The organism is Sphingomonas sp. AC435 (assembly GCF_979253005.1).
Map to the genome: position 1 here is coordinate 1 of NZ_CEEDCJ010000012.1, position 20712 is coordinate 20712.

At 68.8% G+C, this 20712-nt stretch carries 18 protein-coding genes; 5 read left to right on the plus strand and 13 right to left on the minus strand.

Annotated elements, in window-relative coordinates; genetic code table 11:
- The 3 genes from AC0CH8_RS17145 to modA all read right to left on the minus strand — a co-directional run.
- A partial coding sequence (locus AC0CH8_RS17145; protein ID WP_465240920.1) for an ATP-binding cassette domain-containing protein occupies window positions 1–753 on the minus strand: 753 nt, incomplete at its 3' end.
- Window positions 750–1436 carry a molybdate ABC transporter permease subunit gene (gene modB, locus AC0CH8_RS17150; protein ID WP_465240921.1) on the minus strand — a complete coding sequence of 229 codons (687 nt, stop codon included), beginning with the start codon at window positions 1434–1436 and terminating at the stop codon, window positions 750–752. The genes AC0CH8_RS17145 and modB, both read right to left, overlap by 4 nt.
- A gap of 658 nt (window positions 1437–2094) precedes the next feature.
- Window positions 2095–2865 (minus strand): molybdate ABC transporter substrate-binding protein, encoded by a 771-nt coding sequence (modA, locus tag AC0CH8_RS17155; protein ID WP_465240922.1) that lies wholly within the window; start codon window positions 2863–2865, stop codon window positions 2095–2097.
- A 79-nt stretch (window positions 2866–2944) separates the two neighbouring features.
- Here modA and AC0CH8_RS17160 point away from each other — a divergent pair, with 79 nt between their 5' ends.
- Window positions 2945–3679 carry a MauE/DoxX family redox-associated membrane protein gene (locus AC0CH8_RS17160; protein WP_465240970.1) on the plus strand — a complete coding sequence of 245 codons (735 nt, stop codon included), beginning with the start codon at window positions 2945–2947 and terminating at the stop codon, window positions 3677–3679.
- A 123-nt stretch (window positions 3680–3802) separates the two neighbouring features.
- On the opposite strand, the gene AC0CH8_RS17165 is transcribed toward AC0CH8_RS17160, so the two are convergent.
- A complete protein-coding gene (locus AC0CH8_RS17165; protein WP_465240923.1) occupies window positions 3803–4798 on the minus strand; it encodes a cation diffusion facilitator family transporter in 996 nt (331 codons plus the stop codon).
- A gap of 57 nt (window positions 4799–4855) precedes the next feature.
- Between AC0CH8_RS17165 and AC0CH8_RS17170 the strand changes: the two genes are divergently transcribed.
- Both AC0CH8_RS17170 and AC0CH8_RS17175 read left to right on the plus strand, forming a co-directional pair.
- Window positions 4856–5272, plus strand: coding sequence for a secondary thiamine-phosphate synthase enzyme YjbQ (locus tag AC0CH8_RS17170; RefSeq protein ID WP_465240924.1), 417 nt, complete (start codon window positions 4856–4858; stop codon window positions 5270–5272).
- 100 nt (window positions 5273–5372) lie between these two features.
- Window positions 5373–6011 carry a CC0125/CC1285 family lipoprotein gene (locus AC0CH8_RS17175; RefSeq protein ID WP_204198726.1) on the plus strand — a complete coding sequence of 213 codons (639 nt, stop codon included), beginning with the start codon at window positions 5373–5375 and terminating at the stop codon, window positions 6009–6011.
- A 115-nt stretch (window positions 6012–6126) separates the two neighbouring features.
- Here AC0CH8_RS17175 and secA read toward each other — a convergent pair whose 3' ends face one another.
- Complete coding sequence (gene secA, locus AC0CH8_RS17180) at window positions 6127–8883, minus strand: preprotein translocase subunit SecA (protein WP_465240925.1); 2757 nt, start codon at window positions 8881–8883, stop codon at window positions 6127–6129.
- A gap of 83 nt (window positions 8884–8966) precedes the next feature.
- On the minus strand, window positions 8967–9272 hold the full coding sequence (locus AC0CH8_RS17185; RefSeq protein WP_465240926.1) for a hypothetical protein: 306 nt from the start codon (window positions 9270–9272) through the stop codon (window positions 8967–8969).
- A gap of 62 nt (window positions 9273–9334) precedes the next feature.
- On the opposite strand from AC0CH8_RS17185, the gene argJ reads away from it, so the two are divergent.
- Complete coding sequence (argJ, locus tag AC0CH8_RS17190) at window positions 9335–10555, plus strand: bifunctional glutamate N-acetyltransferase/amino-acid acetyltransferase ArgJ (protein ID WP_465240927.1); 1221 nt, start codon at window positions 9335–9337, stop codon at window positions 10553–10555.
- On the plus strand, window positions 10555–11166 hold the full coding sequence (locus AC0CH8_RS17195; RefSeq protein ID WP_465240928.1) for a glutathione S-transferase family protein: 612 nt from the start codon (window positions 10555–10557) through the stop codon (window positions 11164–11166). The genes argJ and AC0CH8_RS17195 overlap by 1 nt, the downstream gene beginning before the upstream one ends.
- A 98-nt stretch (window positions 11167–11264) precedes the next feature.
- On the opposite strand, the gene AC0CH8_RS17200 is transcribed toward AC0CH8_RS17195, so the two are convergent.
- From AC0CH8_RS17200 to tsaE, 7 genes are read right to left on the minus strand one after another with little or no spacing between them, the layout of a single operon-like run.
- Entirely contained in the window at window positions 11265–11780 is a 516-nt protein-coding gene (locus AC0CH8_RS17200) for a hypothetical protein (RefSeq protein ID WP_465240929.1), read from the minus strand.
- Window positions 11777–12097, minus strand: coding sequence for a thioredoxin TrxA (gene trxA / locus AC0CH8_RS17205; protein WP_204198720.1), 321 nt, complete (start codon window positions 12095–12097; stop codon window positions 11777–11779). The genes AC0CH8_RS17200 and trxA overlap by 4 nt, the downstream gene beginning before the upstream one ends.
- A 44-nt stretch (window positions 12098–12141) precedes the next feature.
- Window positions 12142–15564 carry a double-strand break repair helicase AddA gene (gene addA, locus AC0CH8_RS17210; RefSeq protein ID WP_465240930.1) on the minus strand — a complete coding sequence of 1141 codons (3423 nt, stop codon included), beginning with the start codon at window positions 15562–15564 and terminating at the stop codon, window positions 12142–12144.
- Entirely contained in the window at window positions 15551–18463 is a 2913-nt protein-coding gene (locus AC0CH8_RS17215) for a PD-(D/E)XK nuclease family protein (RefSeq protein WP_465240931.1), read from the minus strand. The genes addA and AC0CH8_RS17215 overlap by 14 nt, the downstream gene beginning before the upstream one ends.
- Window positions 18456–19211: a nucleotidyltransferase family protein gene (locus AC0CH8_RS17220; protein ID WP_204198717.1), complete on the minus strand. Its 756-nt coding sequence runs from the start codon at window positions 19209–19211 to the stop codon at window positions 18456–18458. The genes AC0CH8_RS17215 and AC0CH8_RS17220 overlap by 8 nt, the downstream gene beginning before the upstream one ends.
- On the minus strand, window positions 19208–20173 hold the full coding sequence (locus tag AC0CH8_RS17225; RefSeq protein WP_239474493.1) for an aminoglycoside phosphotransferase family protein: 966 nt from the start codon (window positions 20171–20173) through the stop codon (window positions 19208–19210). The genes AC0CH8_RS17220 and AC0CH8_RS17225 overlap by 4 nt, the downstream gene beginning before the upstream one ends.
- Window positions 20170–20610 (minus strand): tRNA (adenosine(37)-N6)-threonylcarbamoyltransferase complex ATPase subunit type 1 TsaE, encoded by a 441-nt coding sequence (tsaE, locus tag AC0CH8_RS17230; RefSeq protein ID WP_465240932.1) that lies wholly within the window; start codon window positions 20608–20610, stop codon window positions 20170–20172. Before tsaE ends, AC0CH8_RS17225 begins: the two co-directional genes overlap by 4 nt.
- Window positions 20611–20712: the final 102 nt, after the last annotated feature.

Sequence of the window (20712 nt, forward strand, 5' to 3'; positions counted from 1 at the left end):
CTCCAACCGAACCCGCACCGACCGCCCCACCGCCCAGTCCTCGGCAACCCGCACCAGCCCCGGCGCGACCACCTCCCCCGCCACATCGTCCACCGGCAACATCACCCCCGGCGCACCCTCACCGACGACCCGCCCAGCCTCGATCCGCACGAGGTGATCGCCCACCGCCCGCGCCTCGTCGGCGCTGTGCGTCACATACAGCATCGGTATCGCAAACCGCCGCTTCAGCTCCGCGACGAAGCCCAGCACCTCCCCGCGCCGCGCCGCGTCCAGCGCGGACACCGGCTCGTCCAGCAACAACAGCGTCGGCTGGCTCAGCATCGCGCGGCCCAGCGCCACCCGCTGACGCTCGCCGCCCGACAGATCGCGCGGCGACCGCCCCAGCAGCGGCCGGATCGCCAGCACGTCGACCACCGCATCCCACCCGATCCGCCGCTCGCCTTTGGCCCGGCTCCACCCATAGGCCAGGTTCCGCTCGACCGAGAGATGCGGGAACAGCCGCGCATCCTGATGCACCACCCCGATCCGCCGTCGCTCCGCCGGCACGAACACCCCCGCCGCGGTATCGGTCAGCACCCGCTCGCCCACCGCGACGACGCCCTCGTCCGGCCGCGTCAGCCCCGCCACCACCGCCAGCGTCGCCGACTTGCCGGCACCGGACGGGCCGAACAGCACCGTCACCCCGTCCTCCGGCCCCTCGAACGTCACGTCGAGCCGGAACGCGCCCAGCCGCTGCCGCGCCGCGACCCTCATGCGCCCGCCCGCCGCCGCCCGAACCGCAACAACGCCTCCGACGCGACCAGTCCGGCGATCGCCAGCCCGAATGAAATCGCCGACAGCCGCGCCGCCGTCGCCTCGCCGCCCGGCACCTGCAACGCCGCATAGATCGCCAGCGGCAGCGTTTGCGTCTCGCCCGGAATGCTCGCGGCGAAGGTGATGACCGCACCGAACTCGCCCAACGCCGCCGCAAATCCCACGACCGCGCCCGCGACCAGCCCCGGCCACGCCAGCGGCAGCACGATCGTAACCGCCCGGTCCCATGCCCCCGCGCCCAGACTGCGCGCTGCCTCCTCCAGCTTCGGATCGACCCCCTCGATCGCCAGCCGCACGCTGCGCAACATCAGCGGAAACGCACAGACTCCCGCCGCCAGTGCCGCACCCGCGCTGGTGAACGCCAGCCGCACCCCGAACCACGCGTCCAGCCATCGCCCGACCGGCCCCTGCACCCCGAAGATCGCCAGCAGCACGAAGCCGACGACGACCGGCGGCAGGATCAACGGCGCATGCAGCCCCGCATCCAGCAGCACTCGCCCCGGAAAACGGTACCGCGCCAGCACCCACGCGAACCCCACCGCCGCGATCATCCCGAACACGGTTGCCTCACCGGCCACGACCAGCGTCAGGCGCAACGCCTCCCATTCCGCCGCCGTCAACAACGCGCGCGCTCGCTCCGGTGCTTCCGCCTAGGCTCATCGGCCCCGCGCCCGTGCTCCCAAGGCGAGGGTCCATCGGCCGCCCTCCCGTGCTCCCGCGAAAGCGGGAGTCCAGTGGACAAACAGGATGTCGCTACCGAGGAAAGCACTAGGCTCCCGCCTGCGCGGGAGCACAGGTCGAGGCGCAAAGACAAACTCGCTCTCCCCTCCCCTTCAGGGGAGGAGCCGGGGATGGGGCGCTTCCGCAAGCCCGCCGCATGTTGAGAACCCTCATCCAGCGATCCCCTGAAGAGGATCGTTGCAAAACCCTCTTCTGCCACCCCGGCGAAGGCCGGGGTCCAGTCGCCTCGTCGGCCATAATCGACCGAGAACGTGGCCCAACTGGACCCCGGCCTCCGCCGGGGTGGTGGCTTGTCGACAGGCATCAGACCTACTGCGCAACGATCCTTTAAAGGAAACGCAGAACGATCGAATCGATCGCCGACGATCACCCCCACCGCCCCACCCTGCCGCATCACGCCTCCAACGCCCTGCCGGGCTCGCCCCGGCATCCACGGCACAGCAAGCCCGCCGGCAGATGATCGCGCCGAACGGTGGATGCCGGAACAGGCCCGGCATGACAAACGCCTGAGTGTTGCAGGCCAAGCATCGCCCCAAACTCTCAAACCACCCGAAACCGGAACCGGCGAAAAATGGCCTGCGCCTCGCCCCCACCCAGATACCGGCAGAAGCGAGCGGCCCCCGGCCCCGCCCCTTTCACCACCGCCGCCGGATACACGATCGCCGGATGGCTCGCCGCCGGAAACAGCCCGACCACCCGCACGCCCGGCTCCGCCGCCGCATCGCTTTCATACACCACGCCCAGCGGCGCCTCGCCGCGCGCGACATAGGACAGCGCCGCGCGCACGTCCGCCGCCGGCGCAAGCCGCCCCGCCACCTGACCCCACACGCCCAGCCGGGTCAGCGCCGCCTGCGCATAGCGCCCCGCTGGCACTGCATCCGGCTGCCCGATCGCCAGCCGCCCGTCACCCAGCGCCGAGCCGATCGCGAAACCCGGCCGGATCGTCAGTCGCACCCGGCTCGTCCGCGGGGCGATCAGCGCCAGCCGTCCGCCGAGCAGGTCGCGCCGCATACCCGGCATCAGCCGACCACCTTGCGCCAGTTCGTCCATCCAACGCTCGTCCGCAGACACGAATATGTCCGCCCGCGCGCCCGCCGCGATCTGCCGCGCGATCGTCCCGCTCGCCGCGAAGGAAAAGCGCACCGCCTGCCCCGTACGCCGTTGATAGGCGCGGCCCACCGCCTGCATCGCGTCGGTGAGCGACGCCGCCGCGAACACCGTCAACGGCGGCGCCGTCTGCGCGGAGGCCGGCACGGCAAGGCTCCCGACAAGGGCCAAAGCAAAGCCACCAAGCGCGGAACGACGGGTCATTATCATATTCGTACGGATACAACGCCTCACCGCCGCGGCAAGCCCTTGATCGCTTGTCGATCGCCCCAATGTCTCGATGATGAGCAAGCATGCGACGATCTACCGCATGGTCATGCCAGACCATGTCTGCCCCTTCGGCCTGAAGGCGCGCGACCTGCTGAGGCGAAAGGGGTACGAAGTCGACGACCATTGGCTGACGACCCGCGCCGAACAGGACGCGTTCAAGGCCCAACACGGCGTGAAGACCACACCGCAAGTCTTCATCGACGGCCGGCGCATCGGCGGCAACGACGATCTTCGCCGTCATTTCGGCCTGCACGTCCGCGACCCGAAGGCGACGACCTACACGCCCGTCATCGCCGTTTTTGCAGTCGCCGCATTGCTCGCGCTCGCCGCCAGCCACCTGATCGCCGCGCCGCTGCTGGGCTGGGGAACGCTCGGACGGTTCATCGCGGCGGCGATGTGCCTGCTGGCGATGCTGAAGTTGCAGGACGTCGACAGCTTCTCGTCTATGTTCCTCGGCTATGACCTGCTCGCGCGCCGCTGGGTGCCCTACGCCTATATCTACCCCTATGCCGAACTCATGGCGGGCGTGCTGATGTTCGCCGGTGCGCTCCACTGGCTGTCGATCCCGGTCGCGCTGGTGATCGGCACGATCGGCGCGGTGTCGGTGTACAAGGCCGTCTATGTCGAGCGTCGCTCCCTCAAATGCGCCTGCGTCGGCGGCGGCAGCAACGTGCCGCTCGGCTTCGTGTCGCTGACCGAAAATGTGATGATGGTCGCGATGGCGCTGGCGATGCTCGTCTCGGGCTGACGGCCTGTCCTACACGGCCCGGATCTGCGATGAGGATGGTCGTCGGAACGGGCCGGAACGACCACCGCGACCGTACCGCGTTGGCCTAACCTTAGCCTAACCTTCCGCGGCCAAGTCTTTGAATTACTTGTCGACGCACGCCCCGGCCGATTCGATCTGGATCGTCGTGTGACCGATCGCGTAGCGGTCCGTCAGCAACGTCTTCACCTGTCGCAGGATCGCCGGCTGGTCGCCGCCCTCCGCCATGTCGACATGCAGCGTCGCCAGCGTCTTGCCCGAACTCAGCGACCACAGATGGACGTGGTGGACACCGATGACGCCGGGCACGGTCGCGGCAATGTCCGCCTCCAGCCGTGCTGCATCCAGCCCCTCCGGCACCCCCTCCAGCAGGATGTGCAACGACGAGGTCAGCAGCGCCCACGCGCTGCGCAGGATCAGAAGCGACACCAGCACCGACAGGATCGGGTCGATCGGGGTCCAGCCGCTGACCCAGATCACCCCCGCCGCGACGATCGCCGCGACGGAGCCGAGCAGGTCGCCCGCGACATGGACGATGGCGGCGCGGATGTTCAGATGCTCGCGGTCGGCCCGCATCAGGATCGCAAAGACGAGGCAATTGACCAGCAGGCCCAGCACCGCGATCGCCAGCATCGGCCCGGCCAGCACCGGGTGCGGATCGTTGATCCGCTGCACCGCCTCGACCACGATCCAGATCGTCACCCCGAACAATGCCAGTGCATTGACGAAGCCCGCCAGCACCTCGAACCGGGCATAGCCGAACGACCGCCGCTCGTCGGGCTGCTTCGTCGCCATCCGGAACCCCAGCCACGCCAGCCCCAGCGCCGCGGCATCGGTCAGCATGTGGCCGGCATCCGCGATGAGCGCCAGCGACCCGGAGACGTAGCCGCCGATCACCTCGGCGATCATGAAGCCCGCCGTCAGCAGGAAGCCGATCAGCACCGCCTGCTTGTTGCCGCCGCCGTGGACGTGGCCTGCCCCGTGAGAATGACCCCCGCCGTGCGAATGGTCGTGACCGTGCGAATGGTCGTGACCGTGCGAATGGCCATGACCGTGCCGGTGCGAAGAATGGTCGTGCTGCGAGTGGTCGTGGTCGTCCATGTACTCGAAGCCTTAGCCGTGCGGGAGCGATCGGAGAAGCCGGCGGTTATGCCCCCCATGCGCCAATCCACCACGATGCTGACGATCGCCACGCCGGGGCAGGGAATGCACGAGGTCACGCGCCAGATCGCGAACTGGCTCGACGGCGAGGGTTACGACACTGGCCTGCTGACGATATTCTGCCGCCACACCTCCGCGTCGCTGCTGATCCAGGAGAATGCCGCCCCCGCCGCCCGCCGCGACGTCGAGCGCTACTTCGCCCGAATCGCCCCCGAAAGCTCGGACTACGAGCATGACGACGAAGGGCCGGACGACATGCCCGCCCACCTCCGCAGCGCGCTGACGCAGACGCAGCTGGGTATCCCGGTCATCGACGGCGCGTTGGCGTTGGGCACGTGGCAGGGCATCTATCTCTTCGAGCACAGGCGCCGCCCCCACCGCCGCACGCTGGCGCTCCACATGCTCGGCGAATGATCGTTCGCTGAACGGGAGCCAAGCCGTTCATCGCTCGTTCCACCTTCGACGGCTAATACCGGGCGGTTCGCCGCATCGGCCGCGAACGGAGACGTGGAACATGGCATTTTTGTCGGGCCGCAAGGCCACAATGTTCGGCCGCAAGGCCGTGGTGGCGGCTCTCGCCACATCGACCCTTCTCGTCGCAGGGTGTGCGACGGAAACCCGATACCGTCCGGCGACGGGTCAGGGCTTCAACCGCCAGGGCTACAGCGATCGGCAGATCGAGCCGAACCGCTTCCTGGTCAGCTTCGCCGGCAACAGCGTGACGGAGCGCGATACGGTCGAACGCTATCTGTTCTTCCGCTCCGCCGAACTGACGTTGCAGCAGGGCTTCGACTATTTCGTCATGGCCGACCGCGACACCAACCTCCAGTCGCGAACCTTCTCGACGCCGGGCGTCGGCGGTCCGTGGGGCTATGGCGGCTTCGGCGGCTATTGGGGTCCGTCTTGGCGCGTCCGTGGTCGCGGGTTCGGCGGCGGCGGCTTCGGGTGGAGCCCTTGGTGGGGCGGCGGCTTCGGTGGTGGCCCGTGGGGCAACGACTTCGACGTCCGCACGATCGATCGCTACGAAGCGACCGCGGAGATCGTGATGCGCAAGGGTCCGATTCCTCGCGACAACATCCGCGCCTTCGACGCTCGCCGCGTCGTCGATTCGATCGGCCCGTCAGTCATCCTGCCGGACCAGCGTCGCCGCTGATCCGACGCACCGGGAAACAGAAAAGCCCCGCCGGAGCGATCCGGCGGGGCTTTTCGTTTGGCGTCAGTGGCGCCGCCGTGCCCTCCACGGACGAAGGGACAGCGCAGCGACCGCCTCACCCCATTGCAGCGACCTGTCCGTGGCAATGCTTGTACTTCTGCCCCGACCCACACGGGCACGGCGCGTTGCGGCTGACGCGGCCTTCCCACTCCGCCGGGTCCTCGCCGATCTCCGCCGCCTCCGGCCGCACGATCTGGAGCGGCGGCAGCGTCGTCGTGACATAGCCACGGCTGCCCCCGTCGATATCCGCCGAATTGTCCTCGCCGGTGAACGGGTCGAAATGCGTCGTGATGAAGTCCGGCAGATCGGCCAGCGACGGCGCCGCCTGGAACTGGAAATTGGCGTGCGAGACGGTCCGCGTCACATCCTCGCGGATCGTGTCGAGCATCCGCTGGAACAGCGAGAACGCCTCCTGCTTATACTCGTTGATCGGCGTCTTCTGAGCATAGGCCCGCAGGTGGACGACCTGACGCAGCGCATCGAGCGTGGCCAGATGCTCCTTCCAGTGGTGATCCAGATTCTGGAGCAGGATCGACTTCTCGACCTGCGTCCACGTCTCCGGATCGAGTTGCGCAGCCTTCTCGGCGATCGCCGCATCGGCCGCTTCCTGCACGCGGTGCTCGACGATCTCCGGATCGATCGCCTCTTCCTTCAACCACTCGTCCAGCGGCGGCTCGAACGCCAGCAGCTCGGACAGCTTGGTCCGCATGCCTTCGACATCCCACTGCTCGGGATAGGAATTGGGCGGACAACTGTCGCTCACGACGACGTTCACCGTCTCCGCCCGCATGTCGGACACCATGTCGTTCACGGCTTCCGCATCGGCATCCATGATGTCGGCGCGCTGTTCGTAGATGACCTTGCGCTGGTCGTTCATCACGTCGTCATATTCGACGACCTGCTTGCGGATGTCGTAGTTGCGCGCCTCGACCTTCTTCTGCGCGGTTTCGATCGCCTTGGTCAGCCACTTGCTGCCGATCGCCTCGCCATCCTCCATGTTCGACCGCATCATCCGGGCGAACAGCGTGTCGGGTCCGAAGATGCGCAACAGGTCGTCGTCCAACGACAGATAGAAGCGCGACAGCCCCGGGTCGCCCTGGCGACCCGAACGTCCGCGCAGCTGGTTGTCGATGCGCCGGCTCTCATGCCGCTCCGTACCGAGCACGAACAGCCCACCGTTCGACAGCACCGCCGCCTTCTCCGCGACGATCTCGGCGCGGACCCGCTCGGCGATCGCCTCGTACTCGGGGGTGCCGGGGTCGAACTCGGGATGCTCGTCGTTCATCCGAAATTCGAGGTTGCCGCCGAGCTGGATGTCCGTGCCGCGACCCGCCATGTTGGTCGCGATCGTCACGGCGGACTTGCGCCCGGCCTGAGCGACGATGTGCGCTTCCATCTCGTGGTAGCGGGCGTTCAGGACCTTGTGATCGACGCCTTCCTCGGTCAGGAATTCGGACAGCATCTCCGACTTTTCGATCGACACGGTGCCGACCAGCACGGGCTGGCCCTTCTCGGCATGCTCGCGGATCTTCTTGGCGATCGCCCGGAACTTGTCCTGCGTATCCTTGTAGAACTCGTCCTCCTCGTCGACCCGCTGGACGGGGACGTTGGTCGGGATCGAGACGACATTGATCTTGTAGATGTCGTAGAACTCGGCTGCCTCGGTGGCCGCCGTGCCCGTCATACCGCCGATCTTGGGGTACATACGGAAATAGTTCTGGAACGTGATCGAGGCCATCGTCTGGTTCTCGGGCTCGATCTCGACGCCCTCCTTCGCCTCGACCGCCTGATGCAGTCCGTCCGACCAGCGCCGGCCGTCCATCATGCGACCGGTGAACTCATCGATGATGATGACCTTGCCGTCCTTGACGATATAATCGGTGTCGGCCTTGAACATCATGTTCGCGCGCAGCGCCTGGTTCAGGTGATGCACGACCTGCGTGTTCTCGAAATCGTACAGGTTCTCGCCCTGCAACAGCCCGGCCGCCTCCAGCATCCGCTCGGCGCGCTCGGTGCCGTCTTCGGTCAGGATGATCGACTTCTGCTTCTCGTCCTTCTCGTAATTCTCCGGTTCGAACTGCTTCACGACCGCATCGACCTTCAGATACAGGTCGGATTTGTCGTCGGTGGGACCGGAGATGATCAGCGGGGTGCGCGCTTCGTCGATCAGGATCGAATCGACCTCGTCGACGATCGCAAAGTTGAACGGCCGTTGCACCATCGAACCGCGATCGTACTTCATGTTGTCGCGCAGATAATCGAAGCCGAACTCGTTGTTCGTGCCGTAGGTGATGTCAGCGGCATAGGCGGCGCGGCGCTGCTCGTCGGTCAGGTTGGGGATAATCGTGCCGGTGGTCAGGCCCAGGAAGCCATAGACCTGCGCCATCCAGGCGGCGTCGCGACTGGCGAGGTAATCGTTCACCGTCACGACGTGGACGCCCTTGCCGGGCAGCGCGTTCAGGTATGTCGCCAGCGTCGCGACCAGCGTCTTGCCCTCGCCGGTCCGCATCTCCGCGATCTCGCCGCGATGGAGAACGATGCCGCCGATCATCTGCACGTCGTAATGCCGCTGGCCCAGCACGCGTCGCGCCGCTTCGCGAACCGTCGCGAACGCCTCCGGCAACAGGTCGTCGAGCTTCGCACCGTTCGCCAACTGCTCGCGGAACTTCACCGTCTGCGCGGCAAGCCCGGTATCGTCGAGCGCCTGGAGCGTCGATTCGAACGAGGCGATCTTCGCGATAAGCGGGTTAAGCGACTTAATGTAACGATCGTTTGACGATCCGAAAATGGATTTGGCGAGGCCACCGAACATGGGCGGGATTCCTGATATCGAGAAGGCGCGGGCGCCCTCTTTAGGGTCCGCGCTGAAACAAGGGATGAAGACGGTCGCCGCGGCTATTCGCGCCGGCGGCCCGTCCACAATGGCTCGCGCACGGCGAGCGGCAGCACGATCGACAGCGGCATCGCCGCGGCCATCGTCAGCACCGGCAGCGCTTGGGCGGGGCGACTCGTCGCCACCCGCTGCCGCACCGCGATGGCGTCGACAGCCCGCACGCTGCCTGCCACCGCCTGCGCCACGTCCGGCGAACGCACGCTGCCGCCGACGCCGGTCAGCGCGGACAACAGTGCAGACAGGAGCAGCAACAGGTTCATGCGCCGCCCGACATAAGCGTGACGCACCGAAACGTCCACCGTCAGCATAGCGTCGGCACCCGTCGAACCGGCGGCTGGCGCCGCGACGCCCGTCGCTCTATCGCACGCGCATGCAGACTTCCCCGCTCGCCACCCCCTTCCCTGACATGCCGCCGATCGCCGGCGTCGAACTCCGCGTCGCCCGCGCGCGGTACAAGACGTGGGATCGGTGCGACCTGACCTTCGTGACGCTGGCGGAGGGTACGACCGTCGCCGGAGTCCTGACCCAGAGCAGATGCCCCTCGCCCGAAGTGGAGTGGTGCCGCGCCGCGCTCACGCTGGGTACGGCCCGCGCGCTCGTGGTGAACGCCGGCAATTCCAATGCCTTCACGGGCAGCCGCGGCCGCGCGGCGGTGGAGGCGATCGCCGCGCGCGTCGCGGCTACCCACGCCTGCAAGCCCTCCGACGTGTTCGTCGCCTCGACCGGCGTCATCGGCGTGCCGCTGCCCGTCGACAAGGCCGAAGCCGGTCTCGACGCCGCCTTCACCGCCGCTCCCTGCGCCTGGCTCGAAATGGCGGAGACGATCGGCACCACCGACACCTACCCCAAGGGTGCCAGCACCACTGCCGTCGTCGACGGGCGCACGGTCACCCTCGTGGGCGTCATCAAGGGATCGGGGATGATCGCGCCGGACATGGCGACGATGCTCGGCTTTGTCTTCACCGACGCCGCGGTCGACCCCGCCTTCCTGCAACGCGCCCTGACCGCCGCCAATGCGCCGAGCTTCTCCTGCATCACCGTCGATGGGGATACGTCGACCAGCGACACCGTTCTCGCCTTCGCGACGGGCCGAGCGGGCAACCGCCCGCTCACCGACGACGACAGCCTCGGCGCGGACGCTTTCCGCGCTGCCCTTGCCGACCTCTGCCGCCAACTGGCGCTCCTCGTCGTCCGCGACGGCGAGGGTGCGACGAAGCTCATCCGCATCGACGTCGACGGCGCGGACAGCGACCGCAGCGCGCACCGCATCGCGATGAGCATCGCCAACTCGCCGCTGGTGAAGACCGCCATCGCGGGCGAAGACGCCAATTGGGGCCGCGTCGTCATGGCCGTCGGCAAGGCCGGGGAGCCGGCGGAGCGCGACAGCCTGTCGATCCGCTTCGGCGCGACGCAAGTCGCCAGCAGCGGGCTGGCGGTCGAGGGCTATGACGAAGCACCGGTCGCCGCGCATCTGAAGGGGCAGGAGGTCGAGATCGGCGTCGACCTGAACCTCGGCGAGGGTCGCGCCACCGTCTGGACCTGCGACCTGACGCACGGCTACATCTCGATCAACGCGGATTACCGAAGCTGATGCTGACGATCTGGGGGCGCCTCAACTCGCACAACGTCAAGAAGGTCGTCTGGCTCGCCGAGGAGCTGGCGCTCCCCTATGTCCGGCATGACGTCGGCGGCCGCTTCGGCATGGACGCCGCCTACCGCACGCTCAACCCGAATGCGCTGATCCCGACGATCGAGGACGACGGGTTCGTGTTGTGGGAGTCGAACGCGATCCTGCGCTACCTCGCGGCAGAGCACGGTGGCGAACGCTGGTACCCCGCCGACGCCGCCACCCGCGCGTTCGGCGACCGTTGGGTGGAATGGCAGAACGGATTTGCCGACGCCCAGCGCGACGCGTTCTTCAACCTCGTGCGCCGCGAGCCCGCGGATCAGGACACCGCCGCGGTCGCGCGATCGGCGCAGGCCACGGCGAAGCTGATGACGATCCTCGACGCCCATCTGGCGGAGCATCGCTGGCTGTCGGGGGAAATGTTCGGGATCGGCGACATCCCGATGGGCGTCTACGCGCACACCTGGTTCACGCTGGCGATCGACCGCCCCGACCGGCCGAACGTGGCCCGCTGGTACGCGGAACTGCGCGACCGCCCCGGCTACGCGGCGAACGTCATGATCCCACTGACCTGATCTTGCTAGGGCCGCCCGCTCACCAACCTGAAGGTTGAGCGCTTCTGTCCTGATGAACGATACGTAGTGTGCGACGATGGAGTAGCGCACTGCCGACGCTAACGAGATTGCTCATCCCGTAATGCGCCGATGTCGCGGACATGGATCACGCGGTCCACGAGGACTTCTCTCGCGGACCCGCCCAAATGCCCGTAGCCGAGCGGCGGAGCACCCCGTGAAACGATCCTCGGGCCGACCGTCATTCGACCTTCGAATTCGACCTGCATCACCCGGCCAGCATAGCTTTTCGCAGCCGCGCTGAGCCTGTCAGCCCCCTCGGTGCGATCATCGTACTCGAACCAGATCGCGCTTCTCGTGGGCGACCGACGTCGAGCGTCCGCCAACGTAGCCGCCCCCTCGATGAACTCGGACGCTTCGAAGCCCGCGATCCATAACCCGCGGAAGCGACGGGACGATCCCCACTGCACGGACTCCCGATCCGACCGCCTCGTCGCGGCGGCGACATCGGCGGCCACGTGCTCGGGGCTCGTCCACTCCAGTGCCACCTCTTGGGCCGTCACAGCGGCCGGGGCGGCAGCGAGCGTCAGTAACGCCGCCACCGCCCGGCGGATCATAGCGATCCTTCGAGCCAGGCCTTGATCCGGCCCTTCGGCTCCGCGCCGACCTTGGTCGCGGCCGGGGCACCGGCCTTGAACAGGATCATCGTCGGAATGCCGCGCACGCCATAACGGCCGGGTGCATCGGGGTTGTCGTCGATGTTCAGCTTGGCGATCGTCACCTGCTCGCCCAGCTCTTCGGAAATCTCTTCGAGCGACGGTCCGATCATCTTGCACGGCCCGCACCACTCGGCCCAGAAATCGACGAGGACGGGCTTGTCGGACTTCAGGACGTCGGCGTCGAAGCTGGCGTCGGTGATCTGCTTGGTGGCCATGTATATCTCCTTGAAACGCGATCTAGGGCGGCGGTCGGACCGGCTCAACCCATAAGGGCGGAGCTTTGCTCCGTCGCGTGATAGCGCGGCTTGTGCCGGGCGAGATCATCGGCGCTCAGCGGCACCAGCGTCGGTCCCGCGGTGTAGAGCAACGACGCTTCGACCGGGCGGTCGGGGAAGATCACCGCCAGCGCAGCGGCATAGCCGGCCATCTGCCGCACATGGTATTCCGGCACCGCGTCCGGCACCTGCCGCCCGGTCTTGAAATCGATCAGCCGGATCGTGTCGCCCACCAGCAGCCGGTCGACCGTGCCCGCGATCACGATCCCGTCCTCCAGTGTCGCGGCGATCGGTGCCTCCGCCAGCGCGTCCGGCCCGAACAGGTCGGTAAAGCGTGCGTCCTCGATCACCGACAGCACCGCCGCGACGATGCCCGCCCGCGCCGCCGGGTCGGCGACGCCCCCGGCCCGCTCCAGCCAGCGATCCGCCGCCGCATGCCGCTCCGGCACGGCCACCGTCGGCAATCGCTCGAACAGCGCATGCATCAGCCGCCCCCGCTCGGCCGCCGCGCGCATCACCGCATTAGGGGGCGGATCGGCGACCAGATCGTCGCCCAATGACGACGGCGCGAGCGGCCTCGGCGGTCGCGCCTCCACTGGTGCGGGCAGCCGCGCCCAGTCCGGCAGTTCAACCTTTACATCCGCGGTCGCGTCTACACGCCGCTGCACCGGCACCGAATTCCCCGCTTCGAAACTCCGCTCACCCTCGCCCGCCGGCACACCCAGCGCGGTCAGCGCGCGATCCGCGGCGGCATACCAGCTCAACGCCGGCGGCACCCCCTGCGCCTTCGGCCCCAGTGCACCCGCGATCACCAGCCGCTCCTCCGCCCGTGTCGCCGCGACGTAGAACAGCCGCCAATGCTCCTCCAGCTCGCGCGCGTCGGCGGCGTCCTTGACCTCGTCCAGCGGCCCGCCCCGCTCGGCGGCGCGCCGCGAGAACACCGGGATCGGCGCGGCCCCATCCTCCGGTGACCAGCGCAGGACGGAGCGCGACGACAGCGTCGGGTCGATCGTCGCATCCGCCAGAATGACCAAAGGTGCCTGCAAACCCTTCGCCCCGTGCGCGGTCATAACCCGCACCGCGTCCAGCGGGGCGGACGGGTCACGGACGATGTCGACGTCCCCGCGATCGAACCAGTCGAGGAACCGCTGCAAGGATGGAGTCGTCGTGCTCTCGAACGCCAGCGCGGCGGACAGCAGTTCCTCGATCGGATCGCGCGCCTCCGCGCCCAGTCGCCGGATCAGCTTGCGCCGCCCGTCAAGCGGCCCCGACAGGATCTCCTCCAGAAACTCGTACGGCGTCGTGAAGTCCGCCCGTGCGAGCAGCGCGCGCAGCGGCGCGAGCCGCTCTTCGGATTGCGTATCGCCCAGATGCCGCCACAGGCTGCCCCGCTCGCGCGGCGCTGCGTGCATCAGTTCGTCCTGCGTCCACCCAACCAGTGGCGACACCAGCAGGCTGGCGAGCGACAGATCGTCCTCCGGTTGCAACACGAACCGCACCGCCGCCAGCAGGTCCTGCACCGCCAGCGGCGCATTCAGCCGCAGCCGGTCGACGCCCGCCACCGGCACCCCCTCCGCATACAAGCGCGCTACGATCAGCGACGCCAGTTCACCGCGCCGCTTGACCAGAATCATCACATCCTCGGGCCGCAGCGCGCGCCCCTTCGAACCGAGCATCATCGTCGGCTCGGCAAGCCAGCCCTTCACCGCCCGCGCGATATCTCCGGCCAACTTGCGAACGCTGTCGGAAATCCAGCCTTCCTCGTCGTCCTCCGATCCGCCCGCCACCACCGGCGGCCAGATCGTCACGCAGCCCGATCCGGGAACCTCGCTGGCATGCTGCTCCACCGCACCGATCGCACCGAGGCCCGGCTCCGGCACCTCGGCGACGGCGGCATCGACGAAGGTCAGGATCGGCCGCACCGACCGGAACGAGTGCGTCAGCGACAGCCGGTGGAACGGCAGCCCGCGATCCTGCTCCGGCCAGTCCTCCGGGCCATGCGCCGCGCGCGCCTTGTCCTCGAATCGTCGCTCCGCCCAAGCGAAGTTGAGCGGGCTGGTCCCCTGAAACCCGAAGATCGCCTGCTTCCAGTCGCCGACCGTGAACAGCGTCCGCGTCCGCGGCGCATAGATGCCGCGCCCGACGAAGAACTCCTCGGCGATCGCGCTGACGATCCGCCACTGGTTCAGGTTCGTGTCCTGTGCCTCGTCAATCAGGACATGCTCGGTTTCGCGATCGAGCTTGAACCGCACCCACTCGCCGATCCCCGGCGTCTCCAGCAACGCGACCGCGGTCTGGATCAAATCCTCGAAATCGACGCCCCCGACCCGCCGCTTCGCCAGATCATAGGCCCGCGCATAGTCGCGCCCGACCTCCAGCCCCGCCGCCAGCAGATCGGCATAGGCGCCGCGCACCCCCAGCGACAGCAACGCCGCGCACGCCCCGTGCAGGTCGCGGCCGATATCGGCGTAATCCGGATGCTGCGGCGCCTGCCCCTTCGCGAAGGATCGCAGATCGCCGTCCGCCTTCGCCCACACCAGATGCAGATCGGCCAGCCCCGCGACCCGCTCGCCTTCATCCGCTTCCAGCCACGCCGCGATCGTCGCCGCCCGCGCCAACCCGTTCTTCGTGCCCCATTCCCGGTTCATGGCCCCGAGTTCGCGAATCGACTCCTCGTCCAGTTCGGCACAGCCCGCCGCCACCGCCGCCGCGATGTCGCCCATCGGCAGGTCGAGCGCCCGGCGGATGTACGGCTGTATTCCCGACGGCAACGCCTCCAGCGCCGGCAGCGACCGAGCGCAAGCGTTCAGGAACGACTCCGCCCCGCCCTCGCCCAGCCTCAGGCTCAGCGCGCCGATCGTCTCCACGACATGATCGCGCCCGTCCCGCTCCGCCGCGGTCAGCATCTGCGCCAGCGCCTCTCGCGCTAGCCCGGCCTCTTCGCGCGCCTCCAGCGGCCGGAAGCCGGGGGTCAGCCCCGCCTCGACCGGAAACGCCGCCAGCAGCCCCTGACAGAAGCCGTGGATCGTCTGAATGCGCAGGCCCCCACCCGGCGCATCCAGCACCTTGGCGAACAAGGTCCGCGCCCGCGCCACCTGTTCCGGCCCGCCCGGCTCGCCCAACGCCTGAAGGTCCTGGAACAGCTCGGTATCGCTCAACCGCACCCACGCGGCGAGGCGCGCGTTGATCCGGTGTGCCATCTCCGCCGCGCCCGCCTTGGTGAAGGTCAGGCACAGGATCGCCGACGGATCGGTCCCCTTCAGCAGCAGGCGGAACACGCGCGCGGACAGCACCTGCGTCTTGCCCGTGCCCGCCGACGCCGCCAGCCAGACATGCGCGGACGGGTCGGACGCGCGCTTCTGTTCGCCCTTCAGCGGCGGCAGGCGTTTCAATTTATTCACGGCCATACCATTCGTCGCGACGCATCAACTGGTCGTACTCGGCATAGGGGGCGTAATCCGGCACCAGCTTGGCGGTGAACGGCTCGTTCCCGGTCAGCCATCTGGCGGCGACGTCGCTGAAATTGGCGGCGGCGATGCGGGTGAAATCGGCGGTGACGATCTTGTCGCGCTTTCCCTCCGGATCGCACGGGCTGTCGACGAAGCCGAACTGATCGCGCCGCTTCGCCAGCGACCAATATTCGAACGCCGCCGCCGTACCCGTCACATCCGCAAACCCGCCCCGTTCCGCGATCAGCCCCAGCAACCCGAGCTGCAAGCTGAACCCTGCTCGTACCGCTGCGGCGGACGGCGGCTTGCCCGTTTTGTAGTCGACGATGCCGATCCCGCCCGGCAACCGGTCGATGCGATCGTACCGCCCCGACAGCGTCACGCCCGCCATCTCGATTTCGCCGCGCCCCTCTGCGGCCAGCACATGCCGGTCGCTCGCACGCATCTCGACGACCTGCCCCGCGATCCAGTCGATCGCCTCCCGCAGTCGCGGCTGCCACAGCGCGCGCAGCAGCGGATGAACCTCCGCCTCCTTCAGCATCCGCATCGCCCGCGGCCGCAGCGCGTCGGGCGCGCACGCGTCCTGCTTCCACCATTGTTCGAGAATGTCGTGCACCGCCGTCCCGCGCCACGCTGCGGTCGGATCGGCATCGACAGGATCGAGCGGCGATAGCCGCAGCACCCGCCGCGCATAGAAGGAATACGGATCAGCCTTCAGCCGATCGACCTCCGTGACGGAGATGCTCGTCGGTCGCTTCGCCGGCATCGGCGCCGGCCGCTCCACCGGCTCATGCGTTGCCGCCGCATCCAGCGCCCGCGACCAGCCCTCCAGCGCGCCGTCCCGCTCGAACCGGTCCCCCGCCATCGCCTGCAACCGCAACCAAAGCCGAGACGCCAGCGCCGGCGACCCGGCATCGCGCCGCGCGCGGGTCACCAGCACCTCCGGCGCGCCGAGCCCCTGCGCGAAGTCATGCGCCGCGATGCCGATCCGCTGCTCCAGCCCGATCAGCCCCAACGCACCGCGGATGCGCGGCGCCAGCCACGGGTCGGGCGGCGGACTCCCCGGCCACGTCCCCTCGTTCAACCCGCTCAGGATCATCAGGTCCGCGGACTGCAATCGCGCCTCGATCTGGCCATAGATGGCGAGCCGCGGATGTCCCTTGCCCCGCTCCGGCCGCACCGCCACCTCGTCCAGCAGCGTGCGCAGCATCGCGGGCAGTTCCGCCGGATCGACCAGCGCCGGTCCGGCCCCGCCCTCCGCCTCGAGATCGGCGACGAACTCCGCCGCCGCCCGTCCTGCCAGCCCGGACCACAGCGTATCGCCGCACAGCGCCTGCGCCGCCTCCCGAACACATGCGATCAGTCCGGGCAAAGCTTGCGGCCCGGCCGCGAACTGCCGCGCCAGCGGCTCCAGCCGCGGCTTGATCCACGTCCAGAACGTCGCCGCACGCCCTTCCGGCGACAGTCCGTCCAGCCCCGCGGGCGGCCGTGGCCCGCGCAGTGACCGGTCCATCGCGCGCACCCCGTCCAGCCATTCCAGCCGCGGCACGCCGCCATTCGCCAGCGGATGCTTCAGCAGCGACAGCAACGCCAGCGGCGCGAACGCCTGCGCCGCCGCCTCCGTCAGCGCCAGCAGCAGCGTCCCGGGCGGCAGGATCGCGAGCGGCCGCCCCGCGCTGTCGTCGACGGTGATCCCCCAGCGGCGGCAATGCACCGCAACCCGCCGCGCCAGCGCCCGGTCCGGCGTCACCAGCGCCGCCGTCTTGCCCGGCGTGTGCAGTGCATGGCGCAGCGCCAGCGCGATCGTCTGCGCCTCCTCCGCCGGGGTCGCGAGTTCGGCCGCGCGCACCCCCGACAGCCGCCGGTCCGCCGCCGCCAGATCGGTCCACTTGCCGGTGAAATCCGCCGGAGCCAGTGCGTTGGCGATCGCCCGCCCACGCGCCGGGTCGGCATCCGCACCCCAATTGACCATCGCCCCGCCGCCGCGCCAGCGCACGACCTCGTCGCGGCCGATGCTCATCCGCTCCAGCATCAGCTTCAAGTGGAACTGCGGGTGGGTTTCGATCGCCCGCAATCCGCTGTCGGCGGTATGCGGACCAAGCGCGTCCCATTCCTCCTGCGGCATCGCAAGATCGAGGCCGGCCAGCACCGTCTGCCCCTGCGCCATGTCCGCGACGCACCGCACCAGCCGCGCGACCGCGGGCGACGTGTCGGTGATCCCCGCCGCGCATACGAACCCCGTTGGCGGCGTCGCGCGCCATCGCGCTTCCAGCGCCGCCAGCAACCGCGCCCGCCGCTCCGCCCCGTCGATCGCGCCCAGCTTCGCCAGCTCCGCCGGCCAGCGATCGATGACGATCCGGAACGTCGCCAGCGCCCGCGCCCAATGCTCCGTCAGCTCGGGCGCGAGGTCGAGCTCATTCAACCGCGCCGGTGGCACCTCCTCGACCAGCAACTGGTCCAGCGTCCGCGCCAGATCGCCCGCCAGCCGCACCGCCTCCGATGCCGACACCGGCGTTCCCGTCCGCGCCCGCTCTTCCTCGACCAGCCGCGCCAAAATCATCCGGCGCGCATAGGGGGCGACCGCCGGCGGCGGCGGATCGTCCGTCACGTCCAGCGCCGCGCCGACCGCCTCGCCCAACTCGGGATCGCCCAGCGCCACCAGCCGTGGCAGCAGCAGCCCGCCGCCGCTCGCGCGCACGAACGCCTCGGTCACCGCCCGCACCGCACGGTTGTTCGGCAGCAGCACCAGCCCGCGCGCCAGCGCCGCCTGATCGCGGCCGCGCATCAGCCCACCGACCAGCGCGTCGGCGAACGCACGGTGCGCCGGGATCGTGTAGACGGACGGCCGCTCAGCCATCCAGCAGCAGTGCCTCGGTCCTGGCGATCGCACCGGGTGTGCCTACGTCGAACCACAATCCCTGATGCACCTGCCCGAACGCACGACCGGATTCGATCGCGCGATCCCAGAACAGGTTCGTCGAGAACGGCCCCTCCGGCCAGTTCGCGATCAGTCGCGGGTGCAGGATCTGCACGCCGGTATAGGCGAAGGGCGCCACCGTGGCGGACCGCCGCCGCCGCGTGATCCGTCCGTCCGCCGCCAGATGGAAATCGCCCTGTCCGCGATAATTATGCGCACGCGCCAGCGGCACCATCAGCAGCAGCGCATCCATCTGATCGTCGTTCCACCGCGACGACAGCAGCTTGATCGCGTCCACCGGCCCGTCGATCCAGAGGTTGTCGCTGTTGGCGACCAGCACCGGCTCATCGCCCAACAAGTCGCGCGCCTGCACCAGCCCGCCACCCGTTTCCATCAATCGCTTGCGCTCATCGGACACGACCACGTCGACACCGTCGAACTTCGCGCCCAGATGCGCCACCAGCGAGTCCGCCAAATAGTGGACGTTCACCACCGCCCGCTCGACACCTGCCGCGTGCAACCGGTCGAACACATGGTCGATCAACGGCTTGCCCGCGACCTCGATCATCGGCTTGGGCCGCGTTGCTGTCAGGGGCCGCATGCGCTTCCCCAACCCCGCCGCCATCACCATCGCCGTCTTCGGCACCACGCCGCCGGGATCGGGCCGGATCGCCAGCTGCCGCGTCATCGCGTCAGTTCCAGCGGGTCGCCGCGCAGTTCCGGCGGTACGTTCTCGTCGAACCAGCGCGCCACCGGCGCCAGCACCGGCTCCGAAAGGTCGCGCTCCAGATACGCCCAGACGCGTGGGCAGAGTGCAGCGTAACGCGGCTTGCCGTCCCGCTTCCACAACCGCGCAAAAATCCCCAAAATCTTCGCATTCCGCTGCGCCCCGAGCACATGATAGGCACGCAGGAACTCGTCACCGACACCGGTCGCCGCCTGATACCGCACCAGCATCGCCTGCTCGACCGACGGATCGACGTCACGCCGTGCGTCCTGCAACAACGACACGAGATCGTAGGCCGGATGCCCCGCCAGCGCGTCCTGAAAGTCCAGCAATCCAAGCTGCCGCGCATCCCCGACCAGCATCAGATTTTCGGCGTGATAGTCGCGAAGCACCGTCACGGGCTCCGCAGCCAGCCCGTGATCCAGCACTGCATCCCACGCCGCGACATAGCCCGCGGCATCGGCCGCGATCCCCACCGCCGGGCAATACCATTCCACGAACAATGCCGCCTCGCGCTGCATCACCGCCCGGTCGTAGGGTTGCAACGGCCCGGCCGGATGCTTCGCCAGATCGACCAGCAGGTCGATCGCGTCGCCATACAGGCAGAGTTCGTCGCCCTCGGCATCCGCCGTCTCGCGCAGGCGAACGTCGCCCAGATCGCTCAGCAGCACCAAGCCCTGCGTCTCGTCCAGTCCCAGGATCGCCGGGGCCAGAAATCCCCGCTCCTCCAGCCAGCGCGCCATCGCCACGAACGGGCGGGTATCCTCCTGCGGCGGCGGTGCGTCCATCAGCACCGCCGTCCGGTCGCCGTCCACCACCCTGAAATACCGGCGAAACGACGCATCCCCGGCCAGCGGCGACACATTCGCCGCGCCCCATCCGAGAGCGTCGAGAAACGCGGGCGCACCCGGCGGCGGGATCATATCGGCCATCGGTCCCTCCAGCCCGGCGGCACCTCCGCTGTCAAGCGACGCGAACCGTCCGATTCGATCGACAGCGTCAGCCTCAGCGCCTCCGGCCACGCCCTCGCGCCGGCCCGCTCCGGCCATTCGACCAGCAGCACACCGTCCTCCCGCTCGTCCTCCAGCCCCAGTTCCTCGACCTCGTTCGGATCGTCCAGCCGGTATAGATCGACATGCCACACCGGCAGCACCGTCTCCGGCGGCGCATAGGGCTGAACGATGGCGAAGCTCGGGCTCGGCGCTTCGCCTTCCAGCCCCAGCGCGGCCAGCAACCCGCGCGCGACACTGGTCTTGCCCGCCCCTAGCGGCCCTGTCAGCGCCACGACATCGCCCGGCCGCACGACCGCCGCCAGTCGCGCCCCGAAAGCCTCCGTCGCGGCAGCATCGGCCAGCCTCACGCGACCAAACCCTTGTCCCGTGCTCCCGCGAATGCGGGAGCCCAGTCACTTCGGCGCCAAGCGCTCGCGAAGGCAGACGCTAGGTTCCCGCCTTCGCCCAGA